The organism is Streptomyces sp. NPDC008139 (assembly GCF_042957025.1).
Lineage (GTDB): Bacteria > Actinomycetota > Actinomycetes > Streptomycetales > Streptomycetaceae > Actinacidiphila.
In genome coordinates, this window is the sequence record NZ_JBIBHM010000006.1 from 163,496 (window position 1) to 185,384 (window position 21,889).

Below are 21,889 nucleotides of genomic sequence, written 5' to 3' on the forward strand. Positions count from 1 at the left end.
CGGCTGTTGTCGGCCGGCTGACGGCCGCCGGGGCCGCCCCCGCCCGCCGGACACACCGTCCGGCTGAGCCGGTCACAGCGGGCCGTCGTAGGCTCGGCTCAGGTCAGACACGCTTCGAACGAAGGATCTGCGATGGAGCTCGGTCTCATCGGTCTCGGCAAGATGGGCGGCAACATGCGCGAGCGCATCCGCCGCGGCGGACACACCGTCATCGGGTACGACCGGAACCCGGATCTCGCCGACGTCCACAGCCTCCAGGAGCTTGTGGACTCCCTCAAGGGACCGCGCGTGGTGTGGGTCATGGTCCCCGCGGGCGCCGCCACCCAGTCGACCATCGACGAGCTGGGCGAACTGCTCTCCCCCGGCGACCTCGTCGTGGACGGCGGCAACTCGCGCTGGACGGACGACGAGCGGCACGCCGACGAGCTGGCGGCCAAGGGCATCGGCTTCGTCGACTGCGGCGTCTCCGGCGGTGTCTGGGGCCTGGCCAACGGCTACGCGCTGATGTACGGCGGCAAGGACGAGGACGTCGCCAAGGCGCAGCCCATCTTCGACGCGCTCAAGCCCGAGGGCGACTCCGGCGCCGTGCACGCGGGCAAGGTCGGCGCGGGCCACTTCGCCAAGATGGTCCACAACGGCATCGAGTACGCGATGATGCAGGCCTACGCCGAAGGCTGGGAGCTGCTGGAGGCGGTGGACTCGGTCACCGACGTCCGCGAGGTCTTCCGCTCCTGGAAGTCCGGTACGGTCATCCGCTCCTGGCTGCTCGACCTGGCCGTGGACGCGCTCGACAAGGACGAGCACCTGGGCGCCCTGCGCGGCCACGCGGACGACTCCGGCGAGGGCCGGTGGACGGTCGAGGCCGCCATCGACAACGCCGTGCCGCTGCCCGCCATCACCGCGTCGCTGTTCGCCCGGTTCTCGTCCCGCCAGGACGACTCGCCGCAGATGAAGATGGTCGCCGCGCTCCGCAACGAATTCGGCGGGCACGCGGTCACCGCCGCCGAGTAGTACGAAAGCCAGACAGCAGGGAGGTCGGCGCGGTCCCGCGCCACAGCACGCGATGCACGTAGCGCACCTTTCGCTCGCCGACTTCCGTTCCTACGCCCGGGCCGAGGTCCCCCTCGACCCGGGCGTCACCGCTTTCGTGGGGCCCAACGGGCAGGGCAAGACCAATCTGGTCGAGGCCGTCGGCTATCTGGCGGCGCTGTCCAGCCACCGGGTCTCCACCGACGCGCCGCTGGTCCGGATGGGCGCCGAGCGCGCGGTCGTCCGGGCCCAGGTCGTGCAGGGCGACCGGCAGCAGCTCGTGGAGCTGGAGATCAATCCGGGGCGGGCCAACCGCGCCCGGATCAACCGCTCGGCGCCCGGCCGCCCGCGCGACCTGCTGGGCATCGTCCGCAGCGTGCTCTTCGCGCCGGAGGACCTGGCGCTGGTCAAGGGTGACCCGACCGAGCGCCGCCGCTTCCTCGACGAGCTGATCACCGCCCGCACCCCGCGCCTGGCCGGGGTCCGCAGCGACTACGACCGGGTGCTCAAGCAGCGCAACACCCTGCTGAAGTCCGCCGCGATGGCCCGCAGGCACGGCGGCAAGGGCGGCGACCTGTCCACCCTCGACGTGTGGGACCAGCATCTGGCGCGGGTCGGCGCGGAGCTGCTCGCGCAGCGCCTGGACCTGGTGGCCGCGCTCCAGCCGCTGGCCGACAAGGCGTACGAACAGCTCGCCCCCGGCGGCGGCCCGGTCGGTTTCGAGTACCGGGGCTCGATGGGCGAGAGGATGGCCGGGGCCGAGGGCCGCGAGGACCTGTACGGGCGGCTGCTGGAGGCGCTGGGCGAGGCGCGCAGGCAGGAGATCGAGCGCGGGGTGACGCTCGTCGGGCCGCACCGCGACGACCTGCTGCTCAAGCTCGGCCCGATGCCCGCCAAGGGCTACGCCAGCCACGGCGAGTCCTGGTCGTACGCGCTCGCGCTGCGCCTGGCGTCGTACGAACTGCTGTGCTCCGACGGCGGCGAGCCGGTGCTGGTGCTGGACGACGTCTTCGCCGAGCTGGACACCAAGCGGCGCGAGCGGCTGGCGGAGCTGGTCGCGCCCGGCGAGCAGGTGCTGGTGACGGCGGCGGTGGACGACGATGTGCCGGGTGTCCTGGTGGGGGCCCGGTTCGCGGTGGAGCAGGGGACGGTGGAGCGGGTATGAGCGAACGCGGCGCGAAGCGGGCCAGGGGCGCGGGCGGCCCGGCACTCCCGGCGGACGGCGCGGCCGACACCGCTCCGGCCGCGCCCGCGGGTACACCGTCCGGCACGCTCCCCGAGCAGACCGGCGTCGACCTCGCGCGGGTCGCGCTGCGCGCCGCGAAGGAGCAGGCCAGGGCCCGTGGCGCGGCGGCCGTGCAGAAGAAGCAGGCCAGGCGCGGCGGGCTGCGCAGCGGCGCGCGCGCCGACGGCCGCGACCCGCTGCCGCTGGGCGCCGCGATCAACCGGCTGATCACCGAGCGCGGCTGGGAGGCCCCGGCCGCGGTGGGCGGGGTGATGGGCCGCTGGCCGCAGCTCGTCGGTCCCGAGGTGGCGCTGCACTGCGCGCCCGCGCGGTACGACGAGGAGGCCTCCGTCCTGACCGTCCAGTGCGACTCGACCGCCTGGGCGACCCAGCTCCGGCTGCTGGCGCCGACCCTGGTGGCCCGGCTCAACGCGGATCTCGGCCACGGCACGGTGAAGCTGATCAAGGTGCTCGGCCCCGCGGGCCCGGCCCGCTCGTACGGACGGCTGCGCGCCCCCGGCAGCGTCGGCCCCGGCGACACGTACGGCTGAGAACGCGCCGGTGCGCGTACGGCGGGGAGCGCGTTCGTACGGCGTCCGTAGCGACTTCGCGCCGACCCTGCTCAGCGTAGCCGGGGGTTGACAGCCGGAAGCCCTGGACGCCCGTGTGAGCGGTTTTGGCACCAGGGCCGCGTGTAGGGAGTCGGGCGGCGGCGGTTCGGGACGGCACATGGGAACTCAGGTACCGCCAAAGCCCCATTCATGTCGGCGCTACCGGTAGACTGATAGACAGACCGCCCTCCCCTGGCAGCAGACAGGGGGACACCAGCGGAACATGTCGAAGACGCAGCCGATCCCGCCCCGCGGGAGACGGCTCGTGCTGTGCCAGAAAGGGCGCTTCGTGGCCGATTCCGGCAACCCCAACGAGAATTCCAGCAAGTCCTACGACGCCAGCGCGATCACCGTGCTCGAGGGTCTCGAAGCGGTGCGCAAGCGCCCCGGTATGTACATCGGTTCGACCGGTGAGCGGGGCCTGCACCACCTCGTCCAGGAGGTCGTCGACAACTCGGTCGACGAGGCGATGGCCGGTCACGCGGACACCATCGACGTCACGATCCTCGAAGACGGCGGCGTGCGCGTCGTGGACAACGGCCGCGGCATCCCGGTGGGCATCGTCCCCTCCGAGGGGAAGCCGGCCGTCGAGGTCGTGCTGACGGTGCTGCACGCGGGCGGCAAGTTCGGCGGCGGCGGTTACGCGGTCTCCGGCGGTCTGCACGGCGTCGGCGTCTCCGTGGTCAACGCGCTGTCCTCCCGGGTCGCGGTCGAGGTGCGCACCGAGGGCCACCGCTGGACGCAGGACTACAAGCTGGGTGTGCCGACGGCGCCGCTGCTGAAGAACGAGGCGGTCGACGAGACCGGCACCACGGTCACCTTCTGGGCAGACGCGGACATCTTCGAGACCACCGACTACTCCTTCGAGACGCTGTCGCGGCGCTTCCAGGAGATGGCGTTCCTCAACAAGGGCCTGCGGATCTCGCTGACCGACGAGCGCGCCGACCACGTGGACGAGGAGGGCAAGCCGCTCACCGTCACGTACCACTACGAGGGCGGCCTCGTGGACTACGTGAAGTACCTGAACTCGCGCAAGGGCGAGCTGATCCACCCCACCGTCATCGACATCGAGGCGGAGGACAAGGAGCGGCTGCTGTCGGTCGAGGTCGCCATGCAGTGGAACACCCAGTACAGCGAGGGTGTGTACAGCTTCGCGAACACGATCCACACGCACGAGGGCGGCACGCACGAGGAGGGCTTCCGCGCGGCGATGACCGGCCTGGTCAACCGCTACGCGCGCGAGAAGAAGTTCCTCCGGGAGAAGGACGACAACCTGGCGGGCGAGGACATCCGCGAGGGTCTGACCGCGATCATCTCGGTGAAGCTCGGCGAGCCGCAGTTCGAGGGCCAGACGAAGACGAAGCTGGGCAACACCGAGGCGAAGACGTTCGTCCAGAAGGTCGTGCACGAGCACCTGACCGACTGGCTGGACCGCAACCCCAACGAGGCCGCGGACATCATCCGCAAGTCGATCCAGGCGGCCACCGCCCGGGTCGCGGCCCGCAAGGCGCGGGACCTGACCCGCCGCAAGGGGCTGCTGGAGTCCGCGTCGCTGCCCGGCAAGCTGAGCGACTGCCAGTCCAACGACCCGACGAAGTGCGAGATCTTCATCGTCGAGGGCGACTCGGCCGGCGGCTCCGCGAAGTCCGGCCGCAACCCGCAGTACCAGGCGATCCTCCCGATCCGCGGCAAGATCCTCAACGTGGAGAAGGCGAGGATCGACAAGATCCTCCAGAACACCGAGATCCAGGCCCTGATCTCGGCCTTCGGCACCGGTGTGCACGAGGACTTCGACATCTCCAAGCTCCGCTATCACAAGATCATCCTGATGGCGGACGCCGACGTCGACGGCCAGCACATCAACACCCTGCTGCTGACCTTCCTGTTCCGCTTCATGCGGCCGCTGGTCGAGGCCGGGCACGTCTACCTCTCCCGCCCGCCGCTGTACAAGATCAAGTGGGGCCGGGACGACTTCGAGTACGCGTACTCCGACCGTGAGCGGGACGCGCTGGTGGAGATCGGCAAGCAGGCCGGCAAGCGCATCCGCGAGGACTCGATCCAGCGCTTCAAGGGTCTGGGCGAGATGAACGCCGAGGAGCTGCGGGTCACCACGATGGACATCGACCACCGCGTGCTCGGCAAGGTCACGCTCGACGACGCGGCCCAGGCCGACGACCTGTTCTCGGTGCTGATGGGCGAGGACGTGGAAGCGCGCCGCTCCTTCATCCAGCGCAACGCCAAGGACGTCCGGTTCCTGGACATCTGAGTCGGCCCCCACTGGCCGTGTGAAAGGACTAATCGACAGCGATGGCCGACGACACCTCCAACGTTCCCCCCGTGCCCGACGTACCCCCGTCCGAGATGGACGAGCGCAACGAGTCGGGTGGCCTGCGCATCGAGCCCGTCGGGCTCGAGACCGAGATGCAGCGCAGCTATCTCGACTACGCGATGTCCGTCATCGTCTCGCGCGCGCTGCCGGACGTGCGGGACGGCCTCAAGCCGGTGCACCGCCGCGTGCTGTACGCGATGTACGACGGCGGCTACCGGCCCGAGAAGGGCTTCTACAAGTGCGCGCGCGTCGTCGGCGACGTGATGGGCACCTACCACCCGCACGGTGACTCCTCGATCTACGACGCGCTGGTCCGTCTCGCGCAGCCGTGGTCGATGCGGATGCCGCTGGTGGACTCCAACGGCAACTTCGGTTCCCCGGGCAACGACCCGGCCGCCGCGATGCGGTACACCGAGTGCAAGATGATGCCGCTGTCCATGGAGATGGTCAGGGACATCGACGAGGAGACCGTCGACCTCCAGGACAACTACGACGGCCGCAACCAGGAGCCGACGGTCCTCCCGGCGCGCTTCCCGAACCTGCTGATCAACGGTTCCGCGGGCATCGCGGTCGGCATGGCGACGAACATCCCGCCGCACAATCTGCGCGAGGTCGCCGACGGCGCCCAGTGGTGCCTGGCCAACCCGGACGCCACGCCCGAGGAACTGCTCGACGCCCTCATGGAGCGGATCAAGGGCCCGGACTTCCCGACCGGCGCCCTGGTCGTCGGCCGCAAGGGCATCGAGGACGCCTACCGTACGGGCCGCGGCTCGATCACGATGCGCGCGATCGTCGAGGTCGAGGAGATCCAGAACCGGCAGTGCCTGGTCGTCACCGAGCTGCCGTACCAGACCAACCCGGACAATCTTGCGCAGAAGATCGCCGACCTGGTGAAGGACGGCAAGATCGGCGGCATCGCCGACGTCCGTGACGAGACCTCGTCGCGCACCGGCCAGCGGCTGGTCATCGTCCTCAAGCGGGACGCGGTCGCCAAGGTCGTGCTGAACAACCTGTACAAGCACACCGACCTCCAGTCCAACTTCGGCGCCAACATGCTGGCGCTGGTCGACGGCGTGCCGCGCACCCTGTCGCTGGACGCGTTCATCCGCAACTGGGTGAACCACCAGGTCGAGGTCATCGTGCGGCGGACCCGCTTCCGGCTGCGCAAGGCCGAGGAGCGCGCCCACATCCTGCGCGGTCTGCTCAAGGCGCTGGACGCGATCGACGAGGTCATCGCGCTGATCCGGCGCAGCGACACCGTCGAGGTCGCGCGCGAGGGCCTGATGGGCCTGCTCCAGATCGACGAGATCCAGGCCAACGCGATCCTGGAGATGCAGCTCCGCCGGCTGGCCGCCCTGGAGCGGCAGAAGATCATCGCCGAGCACGACGAGTTGCAGCAGAAGATCAACGAGTACAACGCGATCCTCGCCTCGCCGGAGAAGCAGCGGCAGATCATCAGCGAGGAGCTCCAGGCCATCGTCGACAAGTTCGGCGACGACCGGCGCAGCAAGCTGGTGCCCTTCGACGGCGACATGTCGATGGAGGACCTGATCGCCGAGGAGGACATCGTCGTCACGATCACCCGTGGCGGCTACGTCAAGCGCACCAAGACCGAGGACTACCGGTCGCAGAAGCGCGGCGGCAAGGGCGTACGCGGCGCGAAGCTGAAGCAGGACGACATCGTCGACCACTTCTTCGTGACCACCACCCACCAGTGGCTGCTGTTCTTCACCAACAAGGGCCGGGTCTACCGGGCCAAGGCGTACGAGCTGCCGGACGCCGGTCGGGACGCGCGCGGCCAGCACGTGGCGAATCTGCTGGCCTTCCAGCCGGACGAGCGGATCGCCCAGATCCTGGCGATCAAGGACTACAACGCGGCGCCGTACCTGGTGCTGGCCACCAAGGCCGGGCTGGTGAAGAAGACCGCGCTGAAGGACTACGACTCGCCGCGCGCGGGCGGTGTCATCGCGATCAATCTGCGCGAGTCCGGCGCGGTGGACGGCGACGCGGACGGCGAGGGCGCGGTGCTCGGCACCTCCGACGAGCTGATCGGCGCCGAGCTGGTCTCCGCGGAGGACGATCTGCTGCTCGTCAGCCGTAAGGCGCAGTGCATCCGCTTCACCGCCACGGACGACGCGCTGCGCCCGATGGGCCGCGCCACCTCGGGCGTGAAGGGCATGAGTTTCCGTCCAGGTGACGAACTCCTCTCGATGAATGTCGTCCGGCCCGGTACGTTCGTGTTCACCGCCACGGACGGCGGGTACGCGAAGCGCACATCGGTGGACGAGTACCGGGTCCAGGGGCGCGGCGGACTCGGCATCAAGGCGGCGAAGATCGTGGAGGACCGCGGTTCTCTGGTCGGCGCTTTGGTTGTCGAGGAGACCGATGAGATCCTGGCCATCACGCTCAGCGGTGGGGTGATCCGTACGCGGGTCAATGGGGTCAGGGAGACGGGCCGTGACACCATGGGCGTCCAACTGATCAACCTCGGTAAGCGGGACGCCGTCGTCGGCATCGCGCGGAACGCCGAAGCGGACGACGACCCGGAGTCGGCCATCGTGGCCGAAGCCGGTGAGGACGACGGAGCGGTCGCGGGCCTGGAGCCCGAGGCCGGTGAACCGGAGGAGTAAGCCGTGAGTGGAGCCACGGGCGCCGCAGGTGGGGCGGGCAGGACCGGGGGTGCCCATGGCTCGGCCAACCTCAACGGCCCGCAAGAGGGGGGATACACCGTGACTGACACGCGTCAGCCGCCGCCGCACCAGCCGGCGCAGGCGTACGCGCCGCCGGCACCCGCCACACCTCCGCCGACGCCGGGTTCGCCCGCCGCCGCGGGGGTGCGCAGGCCGCGTCCCGCGGCCCGGTCGGTGCCGCGCACCCGCAAGGCGCGGCTGCGGATCGCCAAGGCCGATCCCTGGTCGGTGATGAAGGTGAGCTTCCTGCTCTCCATCGCACTGGGCATCTGCACGATCATCGCCGTGGCGGTGCTGTGGATGGTGCTGGACGCGATCGGCGTCTTCAGCACCGTCGGCGACACCATCAGCGAGGCCACCACGTCCGAGCAGGGCGGCAGCGGCGGCTTCGACCTGGTGTCGTTCCTGTCGCTCTCCCGGGTGATGGTCATCACGTGTGTGATCGCCGTGATCGACGTCATCCTGGCCACCGCGCTGGCCACGCTCGGCGCCTTCGTCTACAACCTCTCGGCGGGCTTCGTCGGCGGTGTCGAGCTGACGCTGGCGGAGGACGAGTAGCCGTCCGTCAGGGCGGCAGGTCGGGGCGGCGGATACCGATTTTGGGACATGGCCCAGGGTGCGCTAATCTTTCGGTGCAGCGCGGGGCTATAGCTCAGACGGTTAGAGCGCTTCCCTGATAAGGAAGAGGCCCCAGGTTCAAGTCCTGGTAGCCCCACCGCGTGAAGGCCCCCAACCGCAAGTCGGTTGGGGGCCTTCGGTGTGTACGAGGGGTGTGAGGCCGCGCTGTTGAGGGTAGAACGAATGGCCCCACAGGTCACCGTTCGGTATCGGCCGCTGTGTATAGTCGGGCGCGTCAGAAGCTCTCCCCACGGAATCAAGGAGGAGGTCACGCGATGAAGAAGTTTCTCCTGGTCGCCCTGGCCGCCGTCGCCGGACTGTTCGTATACCGACAGATTCAGGCGGACCGCGCCGAGCAGGACCTGTGGACCGAAGCCACCGACACGGTTCCGGCGGGATCCAGCACGACCGTGTGAACCGTACGTACTGTCTTCGGGCCCCGGCCGCACTCATGGGTGAGTGCCGCCGGGGCTTCGCTGTTTCCGGGGGCGGTGGGGGCCGTGGGGGCGCGGGGCAGCGGCGGCGGGCCCGGCGGCCCGGCTGTTGCGGGACCGTGACAGGAACCGCTTGAGTTTGCCTGAGCAAATCCTTAGGTTTGCTCTTGCAAATGAAGTGGAGCGAGGGGGATGTGACGGCATGGAACGACGACCACCACCGGGGCGGGGACCCGCCACCGCCGCGCTGCTCGGGGCGCTGCTCCTGGCCTGCGCGGCCGTGCTGACCGGCGCGGGAACCGCCGCCGCGGCCCCGGCCGCACCCGCCGCCCCGGCCGCCGGCCAGGACGGCAGCCTGATCATGGTGCTGGACTCCTCCGGCTCGATGGCGGGCCCCGACGGCTCGGGCAGCACCCGGATCGCCTCGGCCCGCAAGGCCGTCGGCTCCGTCGTGGACTCGCTGCCGGACGGCTACCCGACCGGACTGCGGGTCTACGGCGCGGGCAAGCCGCACGGCTGCGACGACACCTCGCTCGCCAAGCCGGTCACCCCGCTCGACCGGGACGCCGTCAAGCGCGCGGTGGACGCCGTACAGCCCAAGGGGGACACCCCGACGGCGCTCGCGCTCACCAAGGCGGCCGACGACCTGCCCGCCGACGGGCGCCGCACGATCCTGCTGATCTCGGACGGTGAGTCCAACTGCGGGGCTCCCAAGCCGTGCGACGTGGCCGCGCGGCTCGCCGGCGACGGCAGGGACGGCATCGACCTGCGGATCAACACGGTCGGCTTCCAGGTCAAGGGCGCGGCCCGCGACGAGCTGGAGTGCGTCGCCCGCGCCGGGCACGGCTCGTACTACGACGCGCCGGACGCCGCCTCGCTCGCCCGCCAGCTCGTGCGCGCCTCCCAACTGAGCGCGGACGCGTACCGCTTCGAGGGCACCCGGATCGCCGGCGGCGACTCGGCGGAGCACGCCGCCTCGATCAGCACCGGCCAGTACCTCGACACCATCGGCCCCGGCGAAACGCGCTGGTACGCGGCCACGCTGGACGGCGTCTCGACCGCCGACGCGTCGGTCACCGCGGCCCCGCAGCCGGGCGTGCCGGTCACCTACGGCGACGGCCTGGAGCTGAAGCTCACCGGGACGGGCAAGTACGCCTACTCCTGCGACACGCAGTCCGCGCACTTCGGGCAGAACGAGGGCGCGATGACGCTGACCGGCGCGGTCAGCCGGGTGCCGTCCGCCGACCACAAGGACGACTGCGACAAGGCGGGCCGCTACCTGCTGTCGGTGCACCGGACGAGCGCGCCCGCCTCCGACCGGAGCCGCTGGCCGGTCGAACTGCGGCTGGACGCCGAGGCGCCGCTGCCCGCGGGCACCACACCGGCCGCCGCGCGGACCGACTACGGGACCGCGCCCGCGCCCGTCACCGGCACGCCCAAGGACCTCGTCGGCGGCACCGGCTTCAACGACGCCGCACGGGTCGGCACCGGCGTCTGGCGGGACCACCTGCTGCCCGGCCAGACCCGCTACTACAAGGTCCACCTCGGCTGGGGCCAGCAGCTCACCTACGCGGCGGAATTCGCCAACGAGCCGGTCCTGGACGACTCCTCGTCCCACGCGTCCACCTTCGTCACCACCTCGGCCTTCGCGCCCGGCAGGCTCCCGATCGAGAGCGCCTCCGACGCCCGCGGCGAGCGCTCGTACTTCGGCAAGCCGCTGTCGGTCGGCCTCGGTACGGTCCCGGTGACCTGGACCAACCGCTGGACGGTCGGCGACCCGGCCGACACCGTGCACAGCGCGGGCGACTACTGGATCGCGGTCGGACTCGGCCCGAACGCGGCGCAGTTGGCCAAGAACGCCGCTGTCGGCGTCATCCTGCGGGTCGCGGTCACCGGTGACGAGCTGGCGGGCCCGGAGTACCAGGCGCCGAAGCTGGCCCAGCAGGGTGGCGACCAGAACGGCGCGAGCGGCGCCGACGGCGGTACGAAGGGCCGGGCCGCGGGGGACGGTGACGGTACGGGCTCCGCCGCGGGGTCCGGCATCGGCTCGGTCACGGGCAAGGACCTGCTCGCTGCGGGGACGGGCGGCGCCGTGGCGCTGGCCGGGGTCGGGGTGGCGGCGCTGATCCGCCGTGCCGGGGCCCGTCAGCGGTTCCGTGCGCAGGCCGACACGCTGGTCGGCCCTCAGACCGGCGCTCAGACCGGCGCTCAGACCGGCACGCAGTCCGGCACTCAACCGGGCACTCAGTCCGGCACTCAACCGGGCACTCAGTCCGGCGACGACTACAGGGGTGGGGCATGAAGCGCCAACTGACGTTCACCGCGGCGGCGGGCGTGCTCGCGCTCGCCGCGCTCCAGGGGCAGGCGGCGGCCGACACGGCGTCACCGTCCGCGCCCCCGTCCTCCGCGTCGGGGTCGTCCTCGGCCGGTTCCACGGGGGTCCCGACCGAGGCCCCGGCCACCTGGAAGCCGGAGGGCACCGCCGTCTCGGGGGCGGCGACCACGGCGGACGCGCCGCCGTTGAAGGCCGCGACCACGTACCGGGACATGATCAAGCCGAACGAGACCCGGATGTACGGGATCACGCTCGACGCCACGTCCTCGGCGTACGCCTCGGCCTTCGCGCTGCCGCCGACCGGCTCGCGGGTGGCGTACAACGACGGGCTGGAGCTTGAACTCCAGAGCGCGGACGGCACCACGTGCGACAGCCGGGACGCCAACTTCCGCGACGACGACGCGACCCGGCCGATCGGCTCGGCGGTCGCGCGGCTGGCGGGCGTCGGCTCGTCGTGCCAGGAGGCCAACCAGTACACGCTGTCGGTGCACCGGACGAGCGCGGGGACGTCCGACCCCGGCGCGTGGCCGCTGGAGCTGCGCTTCGTCCTCGAACCCGCGCTGAAGGCCGGGACGACGGCGCAGCCCGCGCCGAACTTCGGCTCCGCGTCGCCGACCCCGCTGACCGCGGGCACGCCGCGGCAGGCCCGCGGCGGCCCCAGCTTCGAGACGGCGGCGGCCGTCAAGACCGGCATCTGGAAGGACAAGGTGCTGCCGGGCGAGACCCGCTTCTACAAGGTCCCGGTCGACTGGGGCCAGCAGGCCACCGTCTTCTCGGACTTCTCCAGCGCGCCGGCCAACGGCGACAGCGCCACGTACATCGGCCAGGGCGTGCGGTTGACGGCGTACAGCCCGGTCCGCGAGCTGATCGACTCCGTCGACCACTCCTACTCCGGCGCGCCGACCTCGCTGAACGAGCGGCTGGCGCCGGTCTCGTACGCCAACAGGGCGGGCAGCGCCACCGATGTGGTGCGGGTGCGGTACGCGGGCTGGTACTACTTCGCGGTCACCGTGCACCCCGATGTCGCCAAGGCGGTGACGGGCGCGGTGCCGGTCACCCTGCGGGTGGACGTCAAGGGCGAGGCGTTGCCCGCGCCCGCGTACGACGGTGATCCGGGCGCGGCCGACATCGGCGTCAGCGCGCACGACGTCTCGGCGGCGAACGGCTCGGGCACCGGGTCGTCCGGGGCGTCCGGCAGTTCGGGGTTGCGCTTCCTCGCCTTCGGCGCCATGGGCGCCGGGACGGTGCTGCTGCTCACGCTCGTGGTGTGGTTCGTCGCCGCGCGGCGCCGGGCGGCGCGGACGGCGGACGCGGTGCCGCCGCAGCCGGGGTACGGGCCGCCGCCTGCCTGGTAGCGAGCGTCTTGTAGGGGCTCTCCTACGGGTTCTTGTACGGGTGCGGGTAACAGTCGCTCTCCTGGAGGGCGGCTGTTACCCGTTTCCGCGCGGAGGCCGGCGGCTCTAGGAGGCCAGCAGCGCCAGGATGCCGACGACGAAGCACAGAACGGCGACGACGAGGACCGGCACGACCACCTTGGCCGAAGGGCCCGGCGTGGGCGCGCGGACCGGGAGGTGGGCCGAGACCGTACCGGCGCTGTGACCGGCCGCGGGGTCCGCGGCGGCCGGGCCGGTGGCCGCCGGGTCGGGCAGCGGGCGCGTCGGGGCGGTACGGGCGGCGGGCGCGGCCGGGGGGAGCGGCTGGGCGGGGGTGTACGGCTCCGCGCGGGTCCTGGTGTGGGTGACCGGCTGTACGGGGGCGGGGGCCGTCGTCTGCGGGGCCGTCGTCTGCGGGGCGGCCGTCTGCGGGGCGGCGAGGGGGAAGCCGGTGGTGAGGGCGCGGGCCGGTTCCGGGGCGGCCGTGGCGGCGGGCGCGGCGGGTGCCGGTTCCGCGGGCCCCGCGTGCCTCGCGCGTTCCGCGGACTGCGAGGACTTGGCGGGCAGCGGGCCGTCCGGGCCGAACCCCTCGGGCAGCGGGCCGATCTGGTCGAAGACCTCCACCGGTTCGTCGCCCGCGGCCGGTTCCCCGATCAGCTCCACGGCGGCGGCCAGCGCCTTGCGCGCGCCGTTGGCCGTACGGAATCTGGCCCGCGGGTCGGGTTGCAGCAGCGCGCCGATGACCTGCCACAGCGGCTCCGGCACCCCCACGGGCGCGGGCGGCATGCCCATCGTCAGGAAGCGCTCCGAGATCGCCTGCGCGTCCGGCTTCTGCCCGCCCAGCAGGTAGAGCGCGACCAGGCCCACCGCGTAGAGGTCGGCGGGGACGTCGGGCTCGGCGCCGAGCATCTGCTCCGGCGCGAAGTAGCCGGGCGTGCCGACCACGTAGTCCGTCTCGGTCAGCCGCGGCTCGCCCTTGCGCATGGCGATGCCGAAGTCCGACAGGCGCAGATGCGGGGTGCCGGTGCCGGTCGCCTCCAGCAGGATGTTCGCGGGCTTGATGTCGCGGTGGACGACGCCCTCGGCGTGCACGGCGGTCAGCCCGGACAGCAACTGGTCGAGCAGCACGCACACATAGTGCGGCGGCAGCGGCCCGTAGTCGCCGATCAGGTGCGACAGCGAGCCGCCGTGCACCAGGTCCATGGTGAACAGCACCTTGTCGTCGTCGGCCGCCCAGCTCGCCGGGGCCAGCACATGGGGGTGGTCGATCCGCATCGCCTGTTCGCGGACGAAACGCAGCAGCGCGTGCGCGTCGCTCTGCTGGAGGACCTTGGCGGCCACGTAGCGGCGCCTGCGGCGGTCCCACGAGCGCCAGACCGCGCCCACGCCGCCGCGGCCGATCGGGTCCACCAGTTCGTACCGGCCCGCGAAGACCTCACCCATGGTGCGCGCCCCTCCCCTCAGTCCTGATGCGCCTCGTAGTGCGCGACCGCCTCACCCGTCCGCCCGGCGCCGTACACACGAAGGAACTCTGCCAGTTGCGGGTGGGCGGGCGCGAGGGAGTGCGCCGCCCGCTCGATCTCCTGCGCGGACGCGACCGACCGCAGCACGTCCTGGATGCCCCGCACCACCTGCCGCGCGGGCGCTGCCGGGAGCTCCCCGGCCGCCGAGTGCGTCGTCGTCCCGCCCAGCACCGACGACCCGGCCAGCTCCCGGATCTCGTCCATCCGCGCCGCGGCCTCGATCGCCCCCGTCCGGCCCTCCGCCACCTGCCACGCCAGCTCCTGCAACGCCTGCAACCGCTGCACCACCGCCGGATTCCCGATCTTCGCCCGCTGCCCGCTCATGAGCTGCGACAGCATCGGCGCCGACAGCCCCAGCACCGCCGCCAGCCGCGCCTGGTTCAGCCCCAGGTCCGCCAGCAGCCGCCTGAACAGATCCCCCAGCGGCTCCCCGTACCACCCCCGCTGCAACTCCCTCGCCTCCTGCGCGCGACGTGCCGAGTCCTGCGCCGACGCATCCATACGCGCTCCCAATTTGCTCCCGCGAATCCAGCAAACCCATCCTACGGACCCACCCCCATACCCGTTCGGCCCCCGCCCCCGGAACCGGTACGCTGTCTCCCGTAGCGGGGCCTTAGCTCAGTTGGTAGAGCGCTGCCTTTGCAAGGCAGATGTCAGGAGTTCGAATCTCCTAGGCTCCACAGCGTTCGTGCAGTTCAGCGGCCCTCTCGCCCGGTCCGGGCGAGGGGGCCGTCGGCGTCCGGGACGCGAGCTGTGAGGAACTCGTCGAACGCGGCCTTGACGTTGCGGGGGCCGTACGCGGCGAGTGCCCACAGCGCCGACACTGTCGCCGCCCCCGTCCACAGGCCCTCGGAGGATGGTGGACGGAATGCGTGGACGCTGAGACCCCGCTCCGCGAAGGGGCTTCGGTCGAGGTATCGCATGCCGCCCGTGCCGCAGAGGTAGGTGTCGGCGCCGACCGCCCTCGTGAGGTCGGCCAGACGGGCCGAGCGGTCCGGGGACGCGGCGAGGTCGCTGCTGTGCACGATGGAGCCGCGCCAGTCCAGGACGTTCAGCAGGGCGCGGGTGGTGGATTCAGCGACGGACGCTGTGCCACCGGTTTCAGTGACCGCCTGGACTGCGGGTTGGAGGGCGGCTTGCAGCGACGGCCAGTAGGCGCTGAGGCGGTAGTGCTGTGCGGGCAGCTGGCTGAGGCGCCGGGCGGCGCGTGACGGGTCTACGAGTCGGGCCTCGCGGATCAATGTTGCGCGCCCGTAAGGGAGACGGGTTTCCACGGAAAGCCACTGGCGCTGCTCCGGGTGGTGGAGCCCCGCGAGCCGGGCTCGGTGCTGGTAGTCGCGACGGACGAACTGGACGTCGTCGAGGACCACCCAGACGTCGGCCGCGTAGAGCTTCGCCAGCGTGGAGAGGCGGGGCAGGAGGTTGGGCTGATGGATCGCGCACGAGCGCACGGCCGGTGCGTGCAAGAGGGCGGTTCGGTCAGCCGGGCAGGAGCCAGGTGTCGTAGCCGCCGGTGCGGAGGCGTTCGAAGGCATCGCGGACCCTTTCAGGGACGTGCTGCTCGATGGCGAATCCGCGCTTGGGGTACTCCATCACCCGTTCCATGTCGCCCATGAGCATGTCGATGAGCTGCTTCTCGTCGTCATGCGTCCTGACGTACTCGTCGTACGGCAAAGGCTGGGAGACGCAGACCGGCTCGACCTCGGGCCACACCTTGCGGCATGTCGCGTAGGCCCGGCGCTGCATGTACGGCATGGAGATCAGGAGAAGGCCGGTCACCGTGATGCCCGCGTTCTCCAGTACTTCGCGGGAGAAGCCGATGTTCTGGCCGGTGTTGGTGGCCTTGGGCTCCAGCAGGATCGCCTCGTCCGGCACTCCCAGGGAGAGCGCGTGTTCGCGGTAGTGGGTGGCTTCGCCGCGCGGGAACCGTGCCTGGGTGGCTGCGCTGGTGTCGCCTGTGAAGACCACGGTCGGGAACATGCCGGCGCGGTAGAGGTCAGCGGCGGTGGTGGCCACACCGAGGTCGAGGCTGCCGAGGGTGATCGCGGCGGAGCAGGGCTTCAGTTCGTGGCCCATCTGGTGGAAGTCCCAGATGGTGCGGGCGTCGGCCCGGTCCGCGTCGCTGATCGGTGCCTGGCTGGTCACGCGAACTCCTCGCTCTCACGCACGGTCTTGATGCTCCGCAGTTGGTGTTTCAGGCCGTACCGGGTGGCGGTGTCGGAGGCCCGGTCGAGCACGGAGTCGCCGGCACTGCGGGTGGCCGGGTCGGTGAGCAGGATGTGACCGTGCGCGGTGTCGATCTGGACGCGCTGGAGCGGGGTCTCGAAACGGCCGTTGCCGCGTGCCGTGTCGATGTACGCCAGCGCCCGGGTGAGATCGCCGACGCCACGGTGCGCCAGCGCGAGCTTCTGCTGGGCGGTCGCCCAGTCCTCCGGTTCGTCCAGGTCCTCGAACCGCTCGGCTGCCTGTCCCATGACCTGGATGGCGAACTCGTTGCGGCCGTGCTTGGACAGGGCGGTGCCGATCCACAGCAGGGCGCGTGCGCGGTCGGCCGAGCCGAGCCTTTCGTCGTCGGTGAGCTGTTGATAAAGCGTGGCGGCGGGGGCCAGCCGTCCGGCCATCTCGGTGACCACCGCGAGGGAGAGTTCGATCTGCGCGGCCCGGCGGGGGATGCCGAGTTCGGTGAACACATCGTGGGCGCCGCAGTAGAGGCGTTTGGCGGTCATCAAGTCCTGAAGGGTGCCCTGGAGTCGGCGCAGGTCGCCGGAGAGGACCAGGGAGCGACCGTAGAGGTACAAGCCGCGATCGGCCAGGTCCCGCGTCCGGACCCGGCCGAGCCAACGTTCCAGGAGACTGGCGGCGAAGGAGAAGTCCTGGCGGTCGAGGCACACCGCGCTGCGCTCCAGATCCTCCGTCCAGGTCTCGTAATCGGCGACCGTGAGTGAGGGCGTCCTGGTCGGTCGCCGACCGGGGAACGAACCCATGAGCTGATCGAATCGGGCTTGTACCGCGGCATCGGAACGAGCGAGGGCTGTGTCGAGAATGGCTTGCGTGTCGGGCCAGGGGCAGGTGTCCGTGCCCAACTTCTCCCACTTCGAGACGGTGCGGATGCCGACGCCGAGATGCGCCGCATAAGCACGCACACTCATGCGCAGCGCCTGCCGCAGCAAGCCCGCCTCGTGGCCCGTCCATCGACTCACGTTCACCACAGCGCGCCTACCTCCCGCCGCCATGGAATCACGGACGGTGTGCGAGCGGCCACGGAAGTGCCACAAAGGTGCAACGGCGGTTCATTCCCGGGGGGATGGGGCCGCGTCAGGCTCGAAGGACCCGATCCGTTCGTCCCGCCGTGGAGGTCATCAGCGTGGTCACCCGAACCGAGCAGCGACTCGTGCCCCAGCCCACCGCACCGTGGGGCGTCGGCCGTCTCGCCCCGTACCCGACCACCGCACAGCGCCCGTATGCCACGGTCGTCGTCGACCCCGGCACGCAACTCGGTGTGTTCCGCGATCGCGCCGGTCTGGTGGTCGAGATGGGCGCGCACGGCACCAGCAAGGGCACCGAAACGTCGACCACCACGAACTCGGACTCCAAGAACGATCAGGGTCACGACCAGGATTCCGAGCAGGACTGACGACGTGACCGAGGAGAGGCCCGTTCTGGTGGTGACCGAGGCGGACGACCTGACCGCCGACATGGTGATCACCGAACTCAACCGGCGGAATGTGCCCGTGGTCAGGTTCAACCCTGCTGACATCGGTACCGACTTGACGGTCTCGACCCGGTTCGGCACCCGCCCGGACTCCATGGCCGGGCGGCTGCGCACCCGGTCGAGGACAGCCGACCTGGCCCGCGTCCGCGCGGTGTACTGGCGCCGCCCCGAGTGGCCGACCTTCTCCCATCTGCGCCCGGACGACGCCCGGTTCGCGGCTGCGCAAGTCCGCTTCGGGCTCGGCGGTCTCCTCTACGCGATGGACGGCCCGCTCTGGGTGAACCATCCCCAGCGGATCGCCGCCGCCGACTACAAACCCGCGCAGCTCGCCCTCGCACGGCGACTCGGCCTCGCCGTCCCGGCCACCCTCATCACCAACGACCCGGACGAAGCACGCGAGTTCATTGCCGGTATCCGAGGCGACGTGCTGTTCAAAACGCTGCGCTGGACCCCGTACGTGCGGGACGGCGTACCGGTCACCGGCTGGGCCGAACCCGTGTCCGCCGACGAGGTCGACGAAAGCGTCCGTGTCGCGCCGCACCTGTTTCAGGCTCAGGTGGAGAAAGCCGCCGACGTCCGTGTCCTGGTGGTCGGCCGGCGCACGTTCGCCGTGCGGATCCAGTCCGATCTGCTGGACTGGCGCAAGGACTACAGCGCCCTCGCCTACACCGTCGAGCGCCTTCCCGAGGGGGTGACCGAGGCGCTCCACCTCTATCTGGAGTGTCTCGGCCTGGTGTCGGGGAGCTTCGACCTCGCCGTGGATCGGGCGGGCGACTACTGGTGGCTGGAGTTGAATCCCAACGGCCAGTGGGGGTGGCTGGCCACGGAGACCGGCCTCCCGATGTCCTCCGCGTTCGCCGACCTGCTCGCACAGGGAGAAAGCCCGTGACCGATTCCGCACCCGAGCGCCGCCGCCTCGCCACGGCGCTGGCTCGAAACGGCGACCTCATCTCGCCTTGGCTGCGCGCGGCCGTCGAAGCCGTACCCCGCGAGGTGTTCCTCCGCCCCGGGGTGTTCCTCGACGAGGGCGGCCTCTGGAAACCCGTCACAGCGGCCGGCGCCGAGCCCACCGAGTGGCTCAGGACCGCGTACGGTCGCGACACCCTCACCACTCAGCTCGACGGCCACCTGACCGCCGACCAGACGGCCGAGCCCGTTGCCGGGGTGCCCACTTCCTCCTCCACCACCCCGGCCACCGTCGTCTGGATGATCGAGAATCTGGACCTGGAGCCCGGCCACCGGGTCCTGGAAATCGGCACCGGTACCGGCTACTCCTCCGCCCTGATGTGCCACGGCCTCGGCGCGGAGAACGTGACCACGGTCGAGGTCGATCCGGAGGTGGCCGAGCGCGCGGACACCGCGCTGGAAACGCTCGGCTTCTCGGCATGGACCGTCACCGGCGACGGCCTCCTCGGGTACCCACGGAACGCCCCGTACGACCGCGTGATCGCCACCTGCGCCGTCCACCGCATCCCGCACACCTGGGTCCTCCAGACCAAGCCCGGGGGCACCATCCTGGCCACCGTGGGCTCCTGGCCGTACGGAACCGGCCTGGCCAAGGTGATCGTCGACGACGACGGCAACGCCGAGGGCCGCATTGTCGGCCGCTCGTCGTTCATGCAGGCACGTTCTCAAGCCGTCGTGCCGGTGGCCGGCGACCTGTCCGCCCGCACCGCCTACGTGGACAGCGAGCGGAAGACGAAGGCGCCACCGACCCTCCTCGACGACTGGATGCCGGCCTTCCTCGCTCAACTCGCCGCGCCCGGCGCACATCTCGTCCGCGCCGTCCGAAGGGACGGGACCGGACTGCTGTACCTCTTCGACCCCGACCGGGAGTCCTTCGCGGAATTCACCGCCCAGGACGGCAGGTGGACGGTCCGGCAGGGCGGCCCCGTACCTCTCTGGGACAGGATCGAGGGCGCGCTCGTCGCCTGGCAGGCCGCCGGACACCCTGAGATCACCTCGGTACGGCTGCGCATCACACAGGCGTCCCACCACTACTGGATCGAAGGGACGCCGACCCTGAACTGGGAACACGTCCTCGCCTGAGGCGTGGTGAGGATCTCCGCCGAGTCGTCCACACCGCGAAGGCCCACCGTCGTACCTGGGGGCCGGGGCGGTCGGGTGGGGCGGGTGCCGCGTAGTTCTTCCACCGTCAGCCGCGCCGCCGCGCCGTGCTGACCGACTGGCTCGTGCGCAACACGACCGGGGACCACACCATCAGGGCCGGTGCGCCGCGCGGGTGGCGGATCGGGGACAAGACCGGCACCGGCGGGTACGGCACCCGCAATGACATCGCCATCGCCTGGCCGCCCGGCGGGGGCGCGCCGATCGTCCTCGCCGTCCTGTCCCGCCGCGCGGCCGAGGACGCGACCCGCGACGACGCGCTCATCGCCCGGGCGGCCGAAGTCGCCTTCGGAGCGCTGACGCGGTAACGGCGTCACCCCGCGTCAGCGCGTCGTCAGCACCCGCGCGCCTCGCCTCAGCCGCCCTCCCGCTTGATCCAGTCGGTGTAGCCGGGCGGGTAGTCGTAGCCGGGACGGTTCACGTCGGCGCTGGTACGGAAGGGGATGCCCTTGTTGTCGATGTGGAGGGTGCCGTGGCGGGTGCCGCTCGACCAGTCCAGGAGCAGGTCCCAGCGGACGTCGTACGCCTTGGTGGTGGCGGTGACGCGGAAGACCTCGGGGTCCGACTCACTGACGCTGTACGGGAAGTCGCGCTGGCCGTTCTCCGGGGTGACGTGCGGGCTGCCCTTGTCGAGGTCGACGCCGAAGTCCGCCGTCCCGACGTTGCCGCCGCAGCCGACGGCCATCGCGTAGTCGTTCCAGGCGAGCGGCGCGGCCTTGGAGACGATCCGTACGTGCAGGGCCTCCAGGACGACGGTCTCGGAGCCGGTGCCCTGGACGGTGAGGGACAGGCGCTGTTCGTCGGAGGAGACCGCGCCGTACGCGGCGGCCCAGCGCGGCGAGTCCTGCTCGCTGGCGGGCGGCCCCATGTGCGAGGGCTCGGCGTCGACGAGGAAGTGCTGGCTGCACGGGTTCTCCTCGGCGCGGACGTAGGGGTGGACGTCGACGCCGACCGGCGGGGCCTTGCCGTCGCCTTCGCCGTCGCCGGTCCTGGTGGCGGGCGCGGGCCCGCCGGTCCTGGTGGCCGAGGGCGTGGTGGACGGGGTGCGGCTCGGCGCGGTCGAGGACGGGGTGGCGGACGGCGTCGCGGTGTCCGTCGTACGGGTGGTCGGAGCGGCGGTGGCGCCGAGGGCCCTCTCCTTTCCGTCGGCGGGACCCCCGCCGTTCCCGCCGTCCCAGGGCTGGTCCACGGCGAGGACCACGGCTCCCAGGACGGCGGCCACGGTGACAGCCGCGATCAGGGCGTGACGGCGGCGGCGTGACGGCGGTGCGGACGCGGGCGTGCGCGGCAGGTCGGTGACGACCAGGTCACCGTTCCCGTCGGTCTCGGTCTCGGTCTCGGCCTCGGTCTTGGCCGGGGCCCCGGTCCCGGTCTCGGCCCCGGCCTCCGCCTCCGCCGCTTGCGACAACGGCGCCGCCTGCTCCGTACTCGCCGCCTCCGCCGCCGCCCCCGCCTCCGCCGCTGCCGCACCCGCCCGCGCCGCCGCGGCCTGTTCCGCGCGCCGGTCGCGCGCCGCGTCCGCGAGGATCCAGCGGCGGTGCAGCTCCATCAGTTCCTCGGGCGTCGCCCGGCAGACCCGCGCCAGGCGCTCGACCGGCGCGTACTCGTTCGGCACCGCGGTGCCGTTGCAGTAGCGGTGCAGCGTCGACGTGCTCATGTGCAGCCGCTTCGCCAGCGCCCCGTAGCTCAGGCCCGAACGGTCCTTGAGCTGCCGCAGCAGGGTCGCGAACTCGTTCGTTTCACCGGCCCCTGTTGCCACCGACATCAGTTCCTCCATCCCCCCGCGTCCCAGTCACGCATTCCAGGGGCTGTGCGTTCCCCCTGCTCAGAGCCCGTTTCTCCATCCCAGCGTCCCCAACTGCCCGCCGACGGTGGTGGCTGGG

18 protein-coding genes, 2 tRNA genes and 1 pseudogene are annotated in these 21,889 nt (G+C 71.4%); 15 read left to right on the top strand and 6 right to left on the bottom strand.

The window, feature by feature from the left end; all coding sequences use genetic code 11:
• Positions 1 to 63 precede the first annotated feature (63 nt).
• The 10 genes from gnd to ACFZBB_RS14340 all read left to right on the top strand — a co-directional run bounded on the left by gnd (position 64) and on the right by ACFZBB_RS14340 (position 12,626).
• Positions 64 to 1,011, top strand: coding sequence for a phosphogluconate dehydrogenase (NAD(+)-dependent, decarboxylating) (gnd, locus tag ACFZBB_RS14295; RefSeq protein WP_391122258.1), 948 nt, complete (start codon positions 64 to 66; stop codon positions 1,009 to 1,011).
• Between the two features lie 52 nt (positions 1,012 to 1,063).
• A complete protein-coding gene (gene recF / locus ACFZBB_RS14300; protein ID WP_355336672.1) occupies positions 1,064 to 2,194 on the top strand; it encodes a DNA replication/repair protein RecF in 1,131 nt (376 codons plus the stop codon).
• Positions 2,191 to 2,805, top strand: coding sequence for a DciA family protein (locus ACFZBB_RS14305; RefSeq protein WP_391121463.1), 615 nt, complete (start codon positions 2,191 to 2,193; stop codon positions 2,803 to 2,805). The genes recF and ACFZBB_RS14305 overlap by 4 nt, the downstream gene beginning before the upstream one ends.
• Positions 2,806 to 3,130: 325 nt before the next feature.
• On the top strand, positions 3,131 to 5,131 hold the full coding sequence (gene gyrB, locus ACFZBB_RS14310; protein ID WP_355336774.1) for a DNA topoisomerase (ATP-hydrolyzing) subunit B: 2,001 nt from the start codon (positions 3,131 to 3,133) through the stop codon (positions 5,129 to 5,131).
• Positions 5,132 to 5,172: 41 nt separating this feature from the next.
• The gene (gyrA, locus tag ACFZBB_RS14315; protein WP_391121465.1) at positions 5,173 to 7,824 is read left to right on the top strand and encodes a DNA gyrase subunit A; all 2,652 of its coding nucleotides are present in this window, start codon (positions 5,173 to 5,175) and stop codon (positions 7,822 to 7,824) included.
• A gap of 3 nt (positions 7,825 to 7,827) precedes the next feature.
• Positions 7,828 to 8,442: a DUF3566 domain-containing protein gene (locus ACFZBB_RS14320; RefSeq protein WP_391042007.1), complete on the top strand. Its 615-nt coding sequence runs from the start codon at positions 7,828 to 7,830 to the stop codon at positions 8,440 to 8,442.
• An 83-nt stretch (positions 8,443 to 8,525) separates the two neighbouring features.
• Positions 8,526 to 8,599 (top strand) — tRNA-Ile (locus tag ACFZBB_RS14325).
• Between the two features lie 178 nt (positions 8,600 to 8,777).
• On the top strand, positions 8,778 to 8,918 hold the full coding sequence (locus tag ACFZBB_RS14330; protein ID WP_223187219.1) for a DLW-39 family protein: 141 nt from the start codon (positions 8,778 to 8,780) through the stop codon (positions 8,916 to 8,918).
• A 220-nt stretch (positions 8,919 to 9,138) separates the two neighbouring features.
• Positions 9,139 to 11,238, top strand: a complete 2,100-nt coding sequence (locus tag ACFZBB_RS14335) for a VWA domain-containing protein (RefSeq protein ID WP_391121468.1) — start codon at positions 9,139 to 9,141, stop codon at positions 11,236 to 11,238.
• Positions 11,235 to 12,626 (top strand): hypothetical protein, encoded by a 1,392-nt coding sequence (locus ACFZBB_RS14340; protein WP_391121471.1) that lies wholly within the window; start codon positions 11,235 to 11,237, stop codon positions 12,624 to 12,626. The genes ACFZBB_RS14335 and ACFZBB_RS14340 overlap by 4 nt, the downstream gene beginning before the upstream one ends.
• 105 nt (positions 12,627 to 12,731) lie before the next feature.
• On the opposite strand, the gene ACFZBB_RS14345 is transcribed toward ACFZBB_RS14340, so the two are convergent.
• Both ACFZBB_RS14345 and ACFZBB_RS14350 read right to left on the bottom strand, forming a co-directional pair.
• Complete coding sequence (locus tag ACFZBB_RS14345) at positions 12,732 to 14,087, bottom strand: protein kinase (RefSeq protein WP_391121474.1); 1,356 nt, start codon at positions 14,085 to 14,087, stop codon at positions 12,732 to 12,734.
• Between the two features lie 17 nt (positions 14,088 to 14,104).
• Entirely contained in the window at positions 14,105 to 14,668 is a 564-nt protein-coding gene (locus tag ACFZBB_RS14350) for a DNA-binding protein (RefSeq protein ID WP_355336678.1), read from the bottom strand.
• A 106-nt stretch (positions 14,669 to 14,774) separates the two neighbouring features.
• On the opposite strand from ACFZBB_RS14350, the gene ACFZBB_RS14355 reads away from it, so the two are divergent.
• Positions 14,775 to 14,847, top strand: a tRNA-Ala gene (locus tag ACFZBB_RS14355).
• Positions 14,848 to 14,862: 15 nt separating this feature from the next.
• Here the strand turns inward: ACFZBB_RS14355 and ACFZBB_RS14360 are convergent.
• The 3 genes from ACFZBB_RS14360 to ACFZBB_RS14370 all read right to left on the bottom strand — a co-directional run bounded on the left by ACFZBB_RS14360 (position 14,863) and on the right by ACFZBB_RS14370 (position 17,376).
• Positions 14,863 to 15,618 (bottom strand): WbqC family protein, encoded by a 756-nt coding sequence (locus ACFZBB_RS14360; RefSeq protein WP_391121478.1) that lies wholly within the window; start codon positions 15,616 to 15,618, stop codon positions 14,863 to 14,865.
• A gap of 28 nt (positions 15,619 to 15,646) precedes the next feature.
• Complete coding sequence (locus ACFZBB_RS14365) at positions 15,647 to 16,243, bottom strand: ElyC/SanA/YdcF family protein (protein WP_391122261.1); 597 nt, start codon at positions 16,241 to 16,243, stop codon at positions 15,647 to 15,649.
• A gap of 65 nt (positions 16,244 to 16,308) precedes the next feature.
• Positions 16,309 to 17,376 (bottom strand): hypothetical protein, encoded by a 1,068-nt coding sequence (locus ACFZBB_RS14370; RefSeq protein WP_391121481.1) that lies wholly within the window; start codon positions 17,374 to 17,376, stop codon positions 16,309 to 16,311.
• A gap of 155 nt (positions 17,377 to 17,531) precedes the next feature.
• Between ACFZBB_RS14370 and tgmA the strand changes: the two genes are divergently transcribed.
• The 4 genes and pseudogenes from tgmA to ACFZBB_RS14390 all read left to right on the top strand — a co-directional run.
• Positions 17,532 to 17,801, top strand: coding sequence for a putative ATP-grasp-modified RiPP (tgmA, locus tag ACFZBB_RS14375; RefSeq protein WP_391121484.1), 270 nt, complete (start codon positions 17,532 to 17,534; stop codon positions 17,799 to 17,801).
• A 4-nt stretch (positions 17,802 to 17,805) separates the two neighbouring features.
• A complete protein-coding gene (gene tgmB / locus ACFZBB_RS14380) occupies positions 17,806 to 18,768 on the top strand; it encodes an ATP-grasp ribosomal peptide maturase (protein WP_391121487.1) in 963 nt (320 codons plus the stop codon).
• A complete protein-coding gene (tgmC, locus tag ACFZBB_RS14385) occupies positions 18,765 to 19,928 on the top strand; it encodes an ATP-grasp peptide maturase system methyltransferase (RefSeq protein ID WP_391121491.1) in 1,164 nt (387 codons plus the stop codon). The genes tgmB and tgmC overlap by 4 nt, the downstream gene beginning before the upstream one ends.
• Positions 19,929 to 20,056: 128 nt before the next feature.
• Positions 20,057 to 20,314 (top strand): annotated as a pseudogene (locus tag ACFZBB_RS14390) (serine hydrolase); the annotation flags it as partial.
• Between the two features lie 47 nt (positions 20,315 to 20,361).
• On the opposite strand, the gene ACFZBB_RS14395 reads toward ACFZBB_RS14390, so the two are convergent.
• Entirely contained in the window at positions 20,362 to 21,771 is a 1,410-nt protein-coding gene (locus tag ACFZBB_RS14395) for a helix-turn-helix domain-containing protein (protein ID WP_391121494.1), read from the bottom strand.
• Between the last annotated feature and the right edge of the window lie 118 nt (positions 21,772 to 21,889).